14 protein-coding genes are annotated in these 17,276 nt (G+C 29.3%); 5 read left to right on the plus strand and 9 right to left on the minus strand.

Annotated features, from left to right (window positions below):
* Positions 1–124: 124 nt before the first annotated feature.
* Both J3477_RS07585 and J3477_RS07590 read right to left on the minus strand, forming a co-directional pair.
* A complete protein-coding gene (locus J3477_RS07585) occupies positions 125–1,537 on the minus strand; it encodes a glycosyltransferase family 2 protein (RefSeq protein ID WP_206869107.1) in 1,413 nt (470 codons plus the stop codon).
* Positions 1,538–1,793: 256 nt separating this feature from the next.
* Positions 1,794–2,060: a DUF1294 domain-containing protein gene (locus J3477_RS07590; RefSeq protein ID WP_183278534.1), complete on the minus strand. Its 267-nt coding sequence runs from the start codon at positions 2,058–2,060 to the stop codon at positions 1,794–1,796.
* Between the two features lie 229 nt (positions 2,061–2,289).
* Between J3477_RS07590 and J3477_RS07595 the strand changes: the two genes are divergently transcribed.
* Entirely contained in the window at positions 2,290–3,615 is a 1,326-nt protein-coding gene (locus J3477_RS07595; RefSeq protein WP_206869108.1) for a hypothetical protein, read from the plus strand.
* A 140-nt stretch (positions 3,616–3,755) separates the two neighbouring features.
* Positions 3,756–5,390 (plus strand): GumC domain-containing protein, encoded by a 1,635-nt coding sequence (locus tag J3477_RS07600; protein WP_206869109.1) that lies wholly within the window; start codon positions 3,756–3,758, stop codon positions 5,388–5,390.
* Between the two features lie 132 nt (positions 5,391–5,522).
* Here J3477_RS07600 and J3477_RS07605 read toward each other — a convergent pair whose 3' ends face one another.
* On the minus strand, positions 5,523–6,668 hold the full coding sequence (locus tag J3477_RS07605) for an aminotransferase class V-fold PLP-dependent enzyme (RefSeq protein WP_206869110.1): 1,146 nt from the start codon (positions 6,666–6,668) through the stop codon (positions 5,523–5,525).
* 21 nt (positions 6,669–6,689) lie between these two features.
* A complete protein-coding gene (locus tag J3477_RS07610) occupies positions 6,690–6,965 on the minus strand; it encodes a putative Se/S carrier protein (RefSeq protein WP_206869111.1) in 276 nt (91 codons plus the stop codon).
* A gap of 176 nt (positions 6,966–7,141) precedes the next feature.
* Between J3477_RS07610 and J3477_RS07615 the strand changes: the two genes are divergently transcribed.
* Positions 7,142–7,744 (plus strand): hypothetical protein, encoded by a 603-nt coding sequence (locus J3477_RS07615; protein ID WP_206869112.1) that lies wholly within the window; start codon positions 7,142–7,144, stop codon positions 7,742–7,744.
* 276 nt (positions 7,745–8,020) lie between these two features.
* Here the strand turns inward: J3477_RS07615 and J3477_RS07620 are convergent, their stop codons facing one another.
* Both J3477_RS07620 and msrA read right to left on the minus strand, forming a co-directional pair.
* Positions 8,021–8,881, minus strand: coding sequence for a hypothetical protein (locus J3477_RS07620; RefSeq protein ID WP_206869114.1), 861 nt, complete (start codon positions 8,879–8,881; stop codon positions 8,021–8,023).
* A 409-nt stretch (positions 8,882–9,290) separates the two neighbouring features.
* Positions 9,291–9,764: a peptide-methionine (S)-S-oxide reductase MsrA gene (gene msrA / locus J3477_RS07625; RefSeq protein WP_206869115.1), complete on the minus strand. Its 474-nt coding sequence runs from the start codon at positions 9,762–9,764 to the stop codon at positions 9,291–9,293.
* Positions 9,765–10,033: 269 nt separating this feature from the next.
* Here msrA and J3477_RS07630 point away from each other — a divergent pair, with 269 nt between their 5' ends.
* Both J3477_RS07630 and ytaF read left to right on the plus strand, forming a co-directional pair.
* Complete coding sequence (locus J3477_RS07630) at positions 10,034–10,879, plus strand: C1 family peptidase (protein ID WP_206869117.1); 846 nt, start codon at positions 10,034–10,036, stop codon at positions 10,877–10,879.
* A gap of 246 nt (positions 10,880–11,125) precedes the next feature.
* Entirely contained in the window at positions 11,126–11,773 is a 648-nt protein-coding gene (gene ytaF / locus J3477_RS07635; RefSeq protein WP_228731254.1) for a sporulation membrane protein YtaF, read from the plus strand.
* Positions 11,774–12,075: 302 nt separating this feature from the next.
* Here the strand turns inward: ytaF and J3477_RS07640 are convergent, their stop codons facing one another.
* The 3 genes from J3477_RS07640 to J3477_RS07650 all read right to left on the minus strand — a co-directional run bounded on the left by J3477_RS07640 (position 12,076) and on the right by J3477_RS07650 (position 17,184).
* Positions 12,076–13,062, minus strand: coding sequence for a Gfo/Idh/MocA family protein (locus J3477_RS07640; RefSeq protein ID WP_206869120.1), 987 nt, complete (start codon positions 13,060–13,062; stop codon positions 12,076–12,078).
* A gap of 134 nt (positions 13,063–13,196) precedes the next feature.
* Complete coding sequence (locus J3477_RS07645; protein WP_206869122.1) at positions 13,197–14,159, minus strand: serine hydrolase; 963 nt, start codon at positions 14,157–14,159, stop codon at positions 13,197–13,199.
* A 391-nt stretch (positions 14,160–14,550) separates the two neighbouring features.
* Positions 14,551–17,184, minus strand: a complete 2,634-nt coding sequence (locus tag J3477_RS07650) for an EAL domain-containing protein (RefSeq protein WP_206869124.1) — start codon at positions 17,182–17,184, stop codon at positions 14,551–14,553.
* Between the last annotated feature and the right edge of the window lie 92 nt (positions 17,185–17,276).

Below are 17,276 nucleotides of genomic sequence, written 5' to 3' on the forward strand. Positions count from 1 at the left end.
CCAATAAATATCAGAGTTATCTTACATATAAGACCACACTTAATTCAACCCATCAATAAAATAAGACTTTATTTAAACACATTAGTAAAACAAAATACCCAATGCTTAAGCATTGGGTATCAATTTATACATCATATATTCCAATTTGTCTTACATGTTTAGTGTGTGACCATTCTTTGTTATTTTTATTCATTATACCTTGTATTGTTATTGGTACCCAAGTTAAAGTATATATTCCATATAAAAGATATCTAAAGAATAACAAAGTAGCTTTCTTACCCATAATAACCATAATTACGGCTATGAATCCAAGTGTAAATACTATGTTCACTGATGCTATAAAAGTAAAATCCTTAGTCTTCTCCATAGCTTCTATAAACCATGGTAGAACTAAAACATTTGTTGAATATAATAGGAGAACAGCAAAGAATTTCTTTGTAAGCTTTTTATCCACTATTAATATAAAAGGAGTTAGTAGAAATTGGAACATACTAAAGCTTCTCCATATCCATATACTATCTTTAGAGAACATTTGATCAATAGTAAATAATCCAATACCAAAATTACTTTGGATAACAGTAAGACAAAGTGATAATGCTACCATCAAAGTCATAAAAGGCTGAGCCACATAAAGCGCGCAGTCAAAAGCTACATAGTCTCTATCTTTAACTGCCTTTTTTATAAGTCTAACAAAAAATCTGGAAGCTACATCTGAGAAACCTTGCATCCATCTTTTTCTCTGATTCCAAGAGTCTTTTAAAGTAAGAGGCTTTTCATCAAATACTATGGCATCATGAGCCCATCCTACTTTTTCTCCATTTAGCACTAGTTTGCAAGTGAACTCTAAATCTTCAGTAAGGCATGTAGCGCCCCATCCTAATTTTTTGAGTATTTCTACATCAACCGCGAATCCTGTGCCGCCTATCTGATTAGATAGACCCAGATTAGCTCTAGCTAACTGAAAGGCTCTATTTGAAGACCAGAAGGATATAGAGTAACTTTGAGTAATCCATGAATCTTCTGGGTTCTTACTATCTAAATATCCTTGTACAACCTTGTATCCTTCACACATCTTTGAATTCATTTCTTTGATAAAATTAGGTGAAACTAAATTATCAGCATCAAATATTGCTATAGCATCATACTTCTTGTCCATCTTGAATATCTTATCGAACATCCATTCAAGTGCATAACCTTTACCTCTTTTTTCCTTATTCATTCTTTCAAAGACCTTAGCGCCATGTTTTCTTGATATATCTGCAGTTGAATCAGTACAATTATCTGCAATCACAAAAATATCATATAGCTCTTTTGGATAGTCTTGATGTTTTAAACTTTCAATAAGGTTTGCAATAACCACTTCTTCGTTATGAGCAGCAACTATCATAGCAAATTTTTTATTTGGAGTATAGTTCTTCTTCTCTTTTCGTCTGTATAGCCCAAACAAGCTTAACATTAAATAATACAAAGTTAGTGTGTAGACTACAATTTGGAATACCTTGGTTGCAGCGGTTATATAATACACAAAATTCCCCATGTAATTCACTCCCATTTTTTATTAGTACCATATACTGAAATTTCTATTTTATAACAATAACCATTAAAAATCTCGATTATAAATACAGTTCAAAATCCTTATATACTATATTTCAATCACAAGAAAAAATCAAGTCCATCTACATATTAATATTTATACTTTTTCATTTTAAAGCGGTGCTGTATTTGCATATAAAAAATGTAATCGTTTGTTTATTGATATTTTCATCTTTTTTTGACTTTTAAATATAAAATTCTTATTTCCCAAAAATATTTTTCCCAATAATTATTAATATTATTTGTACACAAAATAAAAATGGTAGTCCATATTTAAAATACCAATGCTTGGTTTTATGCCTAAATAAATTCATTGAGATAATTGCACCTAAGCTTCCTCCAATTATGGCAACCAAGAATAAGCTCTTTTCTGAAATTCTCCACTTACCTTTTATGGCTCTTCTCTTGTCTATATACATAATTAAAAAACCTATAAGGTTTATAAATAAAAAATAATATATTATCATCTTTACTCCTCTAAAGATGTGCCACTCCAATCTGAAAACTATTTTCGAAACTCCTCTGGGTTCTGAGAGGAGAATTTGAAAATATAAATTTTATTAAGAAGTTGTACATCCAAAACATTATTTATTCTACTTATGTGCTAAATACTGCATCTATATCATAATTTTATATTAAGTACAAGTTTGTATGTTTTCAGATTATATATCCAAAATAATAGATTGTGGTGATTTTATGAATAATAAGTTTTTAGTTATTAATTTTAACAATAATATTTTTTACATAAAACTTAAAAATGCATCAATAGAATTTTATAATTCTACATTTCATTGGATACTTCAACAAAATGTAGAGATGTTTGATGTAAAATATAATTCAAATTTTATTTTTATACTATTCCTAACCTTTGATTCTAAGCTAGGGCTACTGAAACTCAATATTTCGCAATTAGATGAAATAGAAACTCAATGGCTTAAAACCTCAAACTATCCATACAGAAAAATGGACTTCATATCACTAGAAGTTACTAAAACATCCATCCATTATTTCTATAGATTATCTAATTTAAAGAATACTATATCATATATTTACCACGGAATTGTGTCAAATAGTTGTCAATCATACGAATTATGTAAAATTAATTGTTTAAGATATTCCTATCCTTTATATACCGGTTTTTTAGATGATAAATTAATTTTATTAATATGTGAAGACTATACCAAAAATATTTATTCTCTAAGCCTTATAAACGATACTGATTTAACTAAAATACGATCTTTTGATATTCCTAATGCTTTCGCTATAAATGTTTTGTCAGCTGAAAATGAGATTGTTATTTTTTATAATAAAACAATTAATAAAGATATTTTTCTTTTTCAAAGATCTATTACTTTCTTCAAAGACAAATTTCTTTTTTCCGAAGAAAATCAGATTAATGTCAATGCACCTATAACAAAACCAATGCTATCTTTTTATAACAACAAATTTTATATAAATTGGTCTACTGGACTTAATTTATATATGACAACTTCCTATGACCTTAAAAATTGGACAAGTGTCGTTAATATTGAAAACAATAACAACAACATTGCAGCAACAATATTTAAGATTTCTTCTACATTTTCTGAATACAGCGGCTTTATATCAGAAAAAGTTTTTGCTAAATCACTATTTGATAATGAACTCTTAAAAAACAATAAAATTCTTAGTGCCCAAACTGCACTAACTTTACCTACATCAACTACAAATACTGATAGTACCGAAAATATATTAACCAAAAGTAATGATAAATTTATTAATCACTTGTTATCCACTATGAATTCTCTTACTTCAAATTATATAAAATTACTTCAACAAAAAAATAAGGAAATTGATATTTTAAAAACCTCTCTTGATTCAACAAATAAGCAATATGAGAAAAAATTATCTAGATTTATGAGTTTTAATATAAAAACTAAAAAATACTATGAAGACTTGATATCAAACTTATTAAATGTGATAGATGATAAGAGTAAAATTATAGACGAATTGTTAAGACTCAACAATAAGAATAATAAGTAAAACAAGTACTATCTCTACGTTGTCACTGCATATTCTATATTAATAGATTTATCATTTTGAAATGCAAATCATTTAGAATGATATCTGTTAGAGTAATTTAATCATTATTAATATATAAGAATGGAGGATGTAATTATATTATGTTAGCTAATAAATATAACGAATACACCTTAGAAATAGGAGATTCTATCTGGTATATCTATCAGAATGAATCTCAAATTTGCCTTAGAATTTTTGATAATAATGGCTTTGGTAATGAAAGAGTTATTATTGACAGTTGCAAAGCATTACTTAGTGTTATCTTAACAAAAAATGATACCATATATATATTTACTCAGAGTTCAAATAATAGCATAATCATGCATTGCATGGTTGACGAAACCTTGACAAGTTCAATAATCACAAATAATCATTTAGCCAGCGATTACATAGAGATAATTTCACTTAATAATCATTTAAATATTATTTATTCAAAAACAACAGATAGCACAACCTTTTTATATCATAGACTTATTACACCAGATTTAAAACTTACTTCTCCACTTATGTTGGACCTAATTGATAGTTCCATTCCTTATTCGTTTATATCGTGTACTGTAGGCAATAATATATACTTATGCTATAACAAAAAAATGAAAAACAGCTGCCTAGGCTTTAAAAAATATGACGCTGTTAAAAATAACTGGGAAGGTTTTAACATCTTAGATACCTCTTACCTTCCGATTGAAGACTACTCTTTTATTGTAGCTGAAGGTGAAGTATTATCATATTGCTATAAGGTTAATAGCCAAAAAAGAGGCCAACTTAAATATGGATATGGAATTCCTTCTAATATGGTTAAAAGCGATATAATTAGTAATTCTAGATTATTAGCCTGCTCAACAGCTTTTTTTCACGGCAAATTCTTTTTTACATCAGTGACTGATCAAGCGATTTCAACCAAGATTATAGACTTTTTAAAAGGAGACTCTTCTTCTAATGATATACAACTTGAACCAAAGAATCTAATATTCAAAGTAAACTACCAAACCAATAATCCGATAGTAGTAAATAATATATTCTTTTCAAAAAACAACAACAGTAACATGATTATTGGAAGTTCTTACTATATAGATCTTTCACTATCAAATAAAGAAAGATCTGATGATACAAAAGATGCCAATAGCTACAACTCACTAAAAATAAATGCATTAAAGTTGATCGAATACGAAAAACAACTCTTTGAAAAACAACAACATATAACTACACTTGAAAATACACTTAAAGATCTGAAATATAAAACAGCACTCAACGAAGATAAAATAAAGAATTTATCAAAAACCACTAATATAAACGATGAAGAAAATCTAAAACTAAAGGCAAATATTTCATCTTTATATCAAAACTTACTTAATAAAGAAAATAAAATAACTGATCTTGAAAAAAGACTAGCAGATAAGCATAGTTCCGTCTCAACATATAAGAATAAAATAGAAGAGCTAAATAAGGTAATATCTAATTTAGATAGTCAAGTAAATACCTACAAAAATGCTTCTAATTTGATTCAAGCACAATCTTTAAAATCCTCCGAAACTAATCAAATAGATACTCTAACCAAAACAATCGAAACCTTAAAAGAACAGTTAACAAGTAAAGAGAAAACTTTATCATCACTTACACAAAAGAACTCAGAACTTCTAAGTCAGGTAAATAATTTAAATAGCTCAATAGAAGAGCTTAGTGCTAAGCAAAAGAAATCTTCATTTATAAAACGTATATTTAACGATGAAGAGTAATTTTATAGGAAATAAATTTCTTCAATTGTAAATTTGGTTTTTATTTTAAGCATACAATTACATCTTCAGCCAATAATTAATAGGAGTAGCATTTAAGATTACGATCTTTGCTACTCCTCCAATTTTTATATGTTATATCCTCTTTAAGCCATACAATTCTTTCACTGCAGATATTAACTTTTCTACATCTTCAGTTGTATTAAAATATCCAAAACTTGCTCTAACTGTGCCCAGATTCTTAGTTCCTATTATATTATGTATAATAGGAGCACAATGATATCCTGTACGCAAGTATATCTCTTTACTATTTAAAAACTCACCTACTTCCGAGCTATCATAACCATCTACATTGAAAGAGACTACGGGGCACTTCTTTTCACAATCATCTTCTCCATACATAAAAACATATGGTAGCTTTTGTAGTTCTGATGTTAGGTACAAAGACATTTCTTGATCATGCTTTCGTATTTTATTAACACCTATATTTGAAATAAAATCTATTCCAGCACCGAGTCCAACAATTCCAGGAGTATTTAATGTACCACTCTCAAATTTATCGGGCATAAAACTTGGCTGTTCCATTATATTTGAATTACTGCCAGTTCCGCCTTCCTTAAAAGTATCAATCTTAACTGAATCACCTATATAAAGACCTCCAATTCCTTGTGGCCCATATAAACATTTATGTCCCGGAAAAGCCATAATATCAATATTCATTTTCTTTACATCTATATTAAAAATTCCAGCTGTTTGGGCTGCATCTACAATGAATATAAGATTGTTTTCTTTTGCTATTTTTCCTATCTCCTCAATATTTTGAACAGTCCCTAATACATTTGATCCATGATTTATTATCAATGCCTTAGTGTTTACTTTTATACTTTTTTGTAGTTCCTCTAAATTTACATATCCCTTTTTATCAACAGAAATAATTGAGACTTCAACTCCTATATCCTTCAGCTTTCTTAAAGGCCTATATACAGAGTTATGCTCAATAGAAGTAGTTATTACATGATCTCCACTCTCTAATCCCCCTTTAATTGCTATGTTCAGGCCTTCAGTAGTATTGCTAGTGAAAATAATATTCATAATATCATCTATATTGAATAACTCACTTATCCTTTGTCTTGTATCAATTATCTTCAGCTCACATTCCAGTGATAATTTATGTGACCCTCTTCCAGGGTTTGCACAATATCTTTTCATGCAATCTAAAACCGAATCATAAACGAATTCTGGCTTTGGGAAAGATGTAGCGGCATTATCTATATAAACCATATTAACCTCCCTAAATAATTTTTAAATATCAATTTCTGAGTAATAATAACGCCTTGTACTATCATTTAGAACCCTTCTGTATATGCCTTTAATCTCAAGGTTATTTTGTTTTATCTCGTTTACTACTGCATCTAAATCCTTTTCTTTAAGTTCTATTGACCTGGCACAGCCTGCTGATATAGTACAAGGAGTTTGTATCATAACCACATTGTATTTTTTGTTTTTTAATATCTTATAAAGATTTACACTCTGACTAGTAGAAGAAAAAGCTATTATACATACATTTAAGTCTCTCATTTAAATCACCTGCTATAAAACAATTTAATATAATATATTCAATAATAGATAAAAACTACACTGATATCCAAAAATAAAGTGCATAATAGATTTTTTCTTGTTATTCCATTAGTAACCGAAATACGACAAATATCATAATATATAATAGATTTACATGAAAGGGAGGTTTTTAATTCATGGCTACACCTTTTTTAATTGAGACCCCAACTAATTTCGTTTCAATAACAGGTACAACTACTATTCCTATTCCAGTTCCTGCTGTAGCTGGTATTGGTACTCCAGTAACTATAGGAAGTTTAACATTACCTTTATCTACAAGAGGTAATAGAGTTTTTATTGAAGGTACAATTCCTCTAGTATTTACTACACTCGCAACCATAGCTGCAACTGGATCACTTGATGTAGTTTTAGAAGTTTTTAGAAGTAATACATCTACTACTCCAATATTTAGATCAAGACAAACTATTGTTAGCGGATTAGCTCTTTTAGCCGGTGCAACAATTTATGATGTTCTACCATTCCAGTTTGTAGATGATCCAACTGTTTCACAATGTGCGGGTAGTGCTAGCTATTTCTTTAGAGTTTATGTAATTACTTCTGGAATTACAGTTGCTTTAGCTACTTTAACTGTTAATAGTGTTGCTCAAGGTTTATTCTATAATATTATCGCTGAAGAAAAACCAGGCATTCCACTTACTCAAGTAAACTGTGTTTGTGTTACACCTACAACAACTACAGCATCTCTAATACCACCTGTAATACCACCTATAATAGGATAATTATGAGGGACTGCCTTCTGGCAGCCCTTTTTGTTTTTAAAAATATACTTTATTAAAAAATAGCTAAAACGTCCTTCTTCAATGATTTTTTTGTGCATCTGCCTTTCCAAATATACATGTAGAAACTTACAGGAGAACAAGTTTTATTTTTTTACTATATGCTAAAAGAGCTATCAAAGCTGTTGAAACTTCTAGGTTTAGCTAGTATTAAAATTTTATATTTTCCTATAATGAAAAAAAGTGCCAACATATCTAAGTATGTTGGCACTCATATTCCTATAAAGTTGTTGGTGGGTCAAAGTCTTCGAATGGGAATGGCAAGCTATTAAAGAATTCACATGGATCTCCTGTGATAGGTTCACATTCAGGTATATCACAATCTCCACTTGAGCTAACTGTCATGTTGACTATTCTGTAAAGTTTGATAATTGTAAATAATCCTATAACAACATCAGCATGATATTCAATTGTTCCTGAACCATTTTCATATACTCCAATTATAGGTTGTTGTAATGGATTAGCAATTGCTTGAACAAGTGCGTATGGTAAATTTCCAAAATTTACACTTGATGTTTGTGGACTATATAAAGTATTAGCTGTAGTAATTGTTTGTTCACTAGCTTCTCCACCGAATAGACATAGAGTTTTTGTGTAAGTTGTGAAAGCACAAATGTTAGTAATTGAAGTTGGTGTTTCTCCAGTTACAGTAAGAGTTACTGGTATTGGAGTTCCAGTCGCATCAAGCAAATTGATTAAATACGTAAAAGTATATACTATTGTTACGTCATAAAATCCATCTTGTCCAAATGCGCTTGGATTAATTGTAACTCTTATGTCAGATACTCTAAATGATCCTGGCACAATCCTTACTGCAGCTACTGAGCTATTAAAAGCAATTATTTCACCTGGAGCGATAGGTCCGCCAACTATTACACTACCACTAATAGTGCCAACCTCTCCTAATCTAGATGAACTTATTTCTATTGCTCCTGGAGGTGGTGTTAAAACTGTGCTATCAAATGGTCTCAAGCAATCTTGTTGTCTGCATTTCCCATATACTCTGTGGGCTATTATACATTCATCGCTGATTGGTGAAGGGCATGGAGCCATTCCTTTTACCTCAAAATTTTCTTGCATAATATATCCTCCTATTCCATTTTACGTTAGACACTTCAATAATATATTATGTTGCTAATATAAAAGTGTTCTTATTACCTTGTGATATAGAATCATTTTGCTAATTTTTTTATATATTGCTTTAATTTGAATAAATAGGCAATCAATTATAAAAAAATCTTTGCAACTTATTAAATATTGTAAATAAATCTGCCATCATTTAAGACCTTTTTATACAGTAAATTCCTACTGAATTAATCCTTACACATAATTACTAAGTCGTTCGGTATATAATATTCAAAAGCTTCTCTATTTGTTATCTATAATTTATAAAAATTTGAAATTTTTTATAAATTATTTTTTAAAAAATAAAGTTCACTACTAATTCTATTTTCTAGAATCCATAGTGAACTTTAAATAAATTAGCTTACTAATCTAATTTTATGTGGCAATAACCGCCTGGGTTTTTCTTTAAATATTTTTGATGATATTCTTCTGCATTATAAAAACATTTTAATGGTATTATCTCAGTCACAATAGGTTTATTATAATTTTTTTGTTGTTCTTCCTTACTTTGTTCAATAACTTTCAAATCATCCTTATCAATATAGTAAATTCCAGTTCTATATTGATGTCCTATATCATTTCCTTGCCTGTTAATTACTGTTGGTTCTACTATGCTCCAATATTCATCTAGTAGCTCATTTAAAGATAAGTTTTCTTCATCGTACTTTACATAACAAGCTTCTGCATGGCCAGTAGTTCCTGTACATACTTCTTCATAAGTAGGATCACTTTTTTCTCCATTTGCGTATCCAACTTTAGTTTCTTTTACACCATTTTTTCTAGACATAAACTCTTCTACTCCCCAAAAACAACCACCTGCAAATACTATTTCTTTCATATATATCCCCTCCTTATTCCTATATTTTATATAGGATTTTCTGCACAATACTAATTTATACCTAACTCACTAAATTCCGCAAACCAACTTGTAGTAAATATTAATTAATTGTAATTATATTTTATCAAAATATAACTATAATACAATATCTTCACCTTTATTTGTGTTTTTTTGACTTTTTTCTATTTCAAATTACACTTTTCTTGCATATATGTATATGAGAGAAATAATTATTTACAAACTATTTCTTTACTAAGGAGGTTTTTTTTATGCTACATCATAGATTAGGCTGGATTCCTGACTACAACGACATAAATGATTATACAGAGGATACCCCTGAAGTCAAAGCTATTATAAACAACCTTTGCGCATCAAATAAAAAAACTGAAGACAATCACCCAAGCTTTATAGATCTCAGAAAATGGTGTTCACCAATAAAAAATCAAGAACTACTCAACTCTTCTACAACTGAAGCGTTGGTAAGTTTAATTGAATACTTTGAAAATAGGGTGTTCGGAAAAAACACCGAAGGTTCATCTCTTTTTGTTTATAAAAATTCCAGGTCCCTTTTGGGCAACATCGGAGATACTGGTGTATCATTTCGATCTGCGCTAAACTCCTTAATTCAATTTGGTATGCCTCCTGAAAGATATTATTCAAAAAACTCTGTTCAAATTGATGAAGAACCAAAGGCCTTTTGTTATGGTTTTAGAGATAACTATAAGGATTTGATTTTTTTCAAACTAGATACAAACAAAGATTCAGAGAATCTTCTTCAAAAAATTAAAGAACTATTATGTTTACAGCTTCCATGTATTTTTGGTTTTTCCGTATACGACTGCATTGACTACGCAGAAAAATCAGGGGAGATATTATTTCCAACTATCCATAACAAGCTAGTTGGTGGACATTCAGTTATGGCTGTAGGTTATGATGATAAATACTTGTCAATTAATAAGTTAACAGGAAATTCTAGCTATGGAGCCTTAATAATAAGAAATTCCTGGGGAGAAAACTGGGGTGAAGATGGTTATGGTTATCTTCCTTACGAATATATCTTAAAAGGACTTGCAAATGATTTTTGGTATGTTCTAAACAAGGATTGGTCTTTTTAACTCAACTTATTCCTTGTTAAAATAGCAATTTATGCTTATTGACTAAATACTAGATTTATACTTGTTCGAAAATCATGTCACTTAGTGATTTTCGAACATTTATAAAATCCCAGTTTCAAAATATGAGTTGTTATATTGTTTTAAGTGATAAATTTTTAATAAAAATTTTCAACATATCTATATGTTTATTTTAATTTACAAGCATGAATACCTGTAACACATATCCCTTCTTTCCAATATATTAAAATTAAGTCACAAAGGAGGGATAACATGAATTTACTTGCAATAATACTATTTGTTTTTACAAGTAGTATAGATAACTTTACTGTGGCTCTAGCCTATGGAGTAAAGAATATAAAAATAAGCTTTTTTAGTAATTTAGTCATAAGCATAGTTTCTTCTTTAGGTACATTTATATCAATGTCTCTAGGTTTGGCTCTTGCAAATTTACTTGCTCCCCAAACAGCCAACATTATCGGTAGTACTATTTTATTGCTAATTGGATTATGGTTTTTATATGATTATTATAGGTCCATTAAAAACATACAATCAATCAACCAATCAGATTCTAGTAATAACAGAAGTTGTATGAATCTACTGGATAATCCTGAAGTAGCTGATTTTGATCATTCTGGTACAATAGATTTAAAAGAATCGTTTTCACTATCTGTAGCATTAGCAATTAACAATGTAGGACTAGGTATCGGTGGAAGTATAGCTGGCTTAGATATTATTAGAACCACCTTATTCACCTTTATCTTTAGTATAATTGTTATTCCAATTGGTATGTTCTTAGGTAATAAGTTCCTAGCAAAAAAATTAGGTAGTGCAGCTCCATTAATTTCAGCATTAATATTAATATCATTAGGCTTATTTGAACTTGCCCTAAATTAAAAATATAAAAGCTACAAGTTTTTAATATCTAATAATATACTTTCAAAATAGTAAAACACCAATTTAAAGATTTAAATTGGTGTTTTATATATAATCAAACTAAAGGATTCCTATATCGAAACTTAAGTTATACTTGTTCGATACTCCCGACTTCTAGTGATTATTGGGCACGTATAAATTAATAGTTGAGTTAGGAATCCTATATAGATGAACCACTTCATAATTTAATTTATATTTCCAAATTTTCCTCTCAGAACCCAGAGGAGTTTTAGAAATTGATTTCGGATTGAAATGTTTCATCTTTATTCACTATCAGCAGGAAATTTGACACCTGTTTGGCTTCTTATCTCGTCCACTAACTTCATCACATTTAGAGAATGTTCGTGTGAATTAACCTTTGATTCAATTTTTCCTTCATTTATGAGGTTAATAAATTCCTCTGCCTCATAAAACATATTATCTTCTATCTGAGGCACAGTCAAAACTTCTCTTTCTCCATTCCTATAAATTATTTCAATATTTTCTGGAGATCCTATTTTGTCTATAATCATTGTTCCGTTCTCACCTTGTATCTCACTTGGTGAATAAGAATAGGCTATCTTTGAGTGCATTATAACAGCATCCATATCCTCATATTTTGCTAGCACCGAACCTTCTCCATCTACTCCAGACTTTAGAAGATACGCAGATGCAGTTATTTGTTTTGGAAGTCCAAAAAGCTTCACCATTGGATGAATACAGTATATTCCTATATCCATTATTGATCCATTTGAGAAACTTGCATCAAAAGTATTAACTCTTATTCCAGATTTGTAAGTATCATATCTTGATGAATACTGACAATAGTTGCCTATGTATCTTCTTATTTTGCCTAACTTATAGATATTTTCTTCTATAACTTTAAAATTAGGAAAGAAATGCGATTTCAAAGCTTCCATCAATACAACCTTGTTCTTTTTTGCCTCATTTATCATAGCTTCCACTTCCATTGAGTTAGAAGCAAAGGCCTTTTCACATATTACATGTTTTTTATTCTTAAGAAATAATATTGACTGTTGGCAGTGTAGTGAATTAGGGCTCGCTATATATACTGCATCTATAATATCACTTTGAGCCATTTCTTCTAGTGACGTGAAATAAGTTATTTCCTCATACGCCTTACCAAATTCCTTTGCTTTCTCTAAATCACGAGAATAAATAGCTGACAGCTTAAAATCCTGTACATTACTAGCACCTTTAATAAATGCGTGCGTTATCCAACTTGTACCTATAACACCAAATCTAATCATACCTTCCTCCTAATGTAAGAATAATATTATATACTTAAGTTTATAAATAATTTATATAACCCAACATTATTATAATCTAAGCATATAATTGTATATTAAAACAATTGTAATATTAATAGTACAAGATTTCAACTTTATCTATTTTCATATATATACTTCGAAAGCTTAGCTATAAGTTCATTAGGATTTCCATTGGTGTTTTTTGTGAACACTGTTAATATATAAGGTTCATCTGCATATATTATTCCTATGTCATTTACGTAATCTTCATAATCTCCAATCTTATGTGCAACGATTTCTTGTGGTATGTACTTATCAATTCTATCATGATAGATTGTATCTTTCATGTCGTCTATAATTCTCTTGTAATAAGCATTATTGTCATTATTAAAATATAACTTTTTTAATATTTCTAAAGAATCTAAAGCTGATGATTCATTTTCAGCTCTGTTTACTGTATGCTTTACTATATTCTCAATGTATGAGTATTTATACTCTGGTGTAATAGTCCTTAAAAGCATATTTACTGCTATATTGTCGGAATACTTTATCGAGTAGTCAATTAATGTATTTATATCTATGGGTTTCCTTAGTCTACTGGTACCCTGCAATATACCAGCTCCATCCTCATAATCCTGAGATGAGTAAATAACACCTTGATCCATAGTCAATTTATTTTCTTTTATAAGGTCAACAGTAGCCATACTAATAGGAACCTTTACAGTACTAGCAGCTTTAAACGTCTTGTCCCCATTTATACTAAAGCCTAAAGATGAATTTAAATCATAATAAGCTATTCCAACATTGTCCTTATTATCTTTTATAAATTCTTCAACCTTTGCTTTAAGTTCATCTAGTTTTTTTTGTTTGTTTACTTTTATTTCCTCAGCCTCTTTTAACTCTGCAAGCTTTTCATCGTCTATCTCTTTATGCTCAGCTATTAACGTATCTGTATCTTCTATAGTATTTGTATTAGAATTTGTAGCAACTGCATTTTGATTAGCCAAAACCTCAGCCTGTCCATTATTTTTATAGCCTATAAAAACTATTATGACAATAACTGCAACCATACAGGCATACACGTATTTCTTTTTCACACCTATCAACCTCTCATATAAAAATACCTTCTTAATTTATTATAGAAGGTATTTTTATAATAACTGTGAGATGAGTGTGTGAAATTGTGTGCATTTAAATAATTATTACACAAATTTAACACATAATTTATATAAAAACTAATCAACTATTTATGCCTTTTCCCTATCAACAACAAGTACTAAAACAGTCCATACAACAATAAGAACAGATATGGCTGTAAAAATTATTTCTACATATTTTCCAAACATAGAAACACCCCTTTCGTCTCTCGTATATAGACTTAGCTTATATGGATTATTTTATTCGAAATCTATTATGGCAGAAGACACATCATTCCTTAACAGTAAAAAAGCCTAGCATTGAAATATTATTCACTGCTAAGCTTTTTTCTTACCTATTAAGCAAACTGATGGCTTCCCTTTGAGGAACTGGTCTACTAAAGTAATATCCTTGTATCCTATCACAACTATATTTATTTAGGTAATCTAATTGTTCCTCAGTTTCTACACCTTCTGCAACAACTTTTAGATTCATTTTATGTCCTATATCTATTATATTCTCAACTAAAGATACCTTGTGTTCTTCCGCAACATCATCTATGAATGTCTTATCAATTTTTAAAGTACTAATAGGTAGCTGTTTCAGATAACTTAACGAGGAGTATCCCTTACCAAAGTCATCAAGAGCTATTTTAATTCCTATCTCTCTCAATCTATTCAACTTGTCACTTATGCTGTCATAAGTTTCAATAAATATAGATTCTGTAATCTCTAGTTCGATACAATTTGGATCTATTGTAATATCATTTATAATCTTTAAAACATTATCTACAAAATCACTTTGCATTAATTGGATTACTGATACATTTATTGATATATAACATTTATCATGACCATTTGTATGTACTTCTTTTATAAACTCACATGCACTTCTAAGTACCCAGTTTCCAATATCTATTATCTTATGATTTTCTTCTGCTAACGTAATAAATCTATCTGGAGGTACAAAGCCTAATTCTGGACTATTCCATCTAATTAGAGCTTCAAAGCTACATATCATACCAGTATTAGCATCAACTTGAGGTTGATAATAAAGGACAAATTCATTTTTATCTAATGCATTTCTTAAGTATCTTTCTATTTCCATTCTTTCAATCACTTTGTCATTCATTCCTGAATGGAAGAATGTATAGTTGTTTTTACCTAAACTTTTCGATTTATACATTGCTATATCTGCTTTAGTCAAAAGATCATCTATTCCTTTACCGTCTTCTGGGTAAATTGCTATTCCAATACTGGATGTGACCTGTAAGTAATTGTTATCTACATTAAATGATGATTCAAAACACGCTAACATAGCATTGCAGAAATCCTCTACTTGCTCTATATCTTCAATTGAATTTAATATTATTACAAACTCATCTCCACCTAATCTAATCAATAAATCCTCTGATCCCTTGATTCTATCAAGTCTATCAGCAATAGCGCAAATTAAAAAATCGCCAAAGTTATGACCTAAAGTATCATTTATGTATTTAAAATTATCAATATCTACAAATATTAATGCACTTTTACTACGTTCACACCCATCTTTCTTACCAAAATACTTCTCTGCTACTTTATGCATATACTGCCTATTAGGCAAATCCGTTAAATAATCATGGTATGCTATGTATTCTAAACGATGTTGATATTCCTTTATATCTGTTATATTTTTATGTGATCCTGCTAACCTATATGGCTTTCCTTCTGAATTAAATAATGTTTTCCCTATAGTTTGCATCCATGTGTATATTCCATTGACATCTTTAATTCTATACTCTATTGTAAAGACTGAACTTTTATTTTCCCAATTCTCTTTAATAACATTTTGAAGCCTTTCTAGGTCTTCTTCATTAACTAACGTAGTCCAATCTATATTTTTTGTCTTTTCCTTATCATAGCCTAATATCTTGTACCATTGATCTGAAAAAAACATTTTTCCTTCTTTTATACTCCAATCCCATAGTGCATCATAAGATGCTTCTGTTATAAGCTTGTACCACTCTTCATTATTTCTTAGTAATTCTTCATTGATTGATATTTCTGTATACTTTTCTCTTAACTCTTGTTCTAGAGCTGTTATTTCCTCGAATGAAGCTTCTAGATCATTATATTTTTCTCTTAACTCCTGCTCTAAAGCTCTCACTTCTTCATAGGATGCTTCAAGTTCCTCATAACTACTCATTAAGTTTTCTTCGTACTCTTTTCTTTTATCCGCAGCTTTGTTTAATGCGATTGCTAACTGACCAATCTCATCTCTAGATTTCATAGTTATTTTGTGTTCCAGATTACCTTCAGTTAAAGATTTTGCAAAATCTAATATGATCTTTATTTTACCAGAAATTCTATAGGCTATAAAATAACCTAAAAGTATTGAAATTATAAATCCTAATACCCCTATAGTAATTGTTGATATAATAGTATCATGATATAACTGCTTATTATAATTGTCATACTTCTCAGCAACTCTTGAGTTAAATTCAATATAATTTTCAGTATTTTTTACTATATTATCACTTATTATTTCTAAATCATTATATATGGTCCACGCTTTATCATAGTTTTCTTCATCTATGTATGCTAATAATCTTTCTCTATATTCCCTATATACGCTCAATATATTTTTTAATTCACCAAATAATTTCCTATCATCAGTGTCTACTATATGTTTCTCATAATCAGCTAGTAATTCATCATCCTGGTATTTCAAGCTATTTATTTCGTCTACTAAAGTTTTTACTTTATCTGAATTTTTCTTATCTATTATCATATAAATATCAAGATTAATTTGGACCAAATTAGATTTAAATAATGTAATGTCTTTTATTACTCTTGAATTTCTTTCGTGCATAATCGAACTATTATTATTGAGATCTTTAATATTTTTTAATGCAACCACTCCTATTACTCCACTGAAAAGTGAAATTACCGTAAATGCTATTATGAGTTTTGATCTCATCCTTAATCTATACATAAAATTCATTTTTAATCCTCCTAGTTTTGGTAACTGTATCAAATCTAGACATCTATATTTTAAAATTATACCTTATTAACTATGCAGTTATCAATAAAGAT

Source organism: Clostridium zeae, assembly GCF_017312485.1.
In the GTDB taxonomy this organism is placed as follows: Bacteria; Bacillota; Clostridia; order Clostridiales; family Clostridiaceae; genus Clostridium_AR; species Clostridium_AR zeae.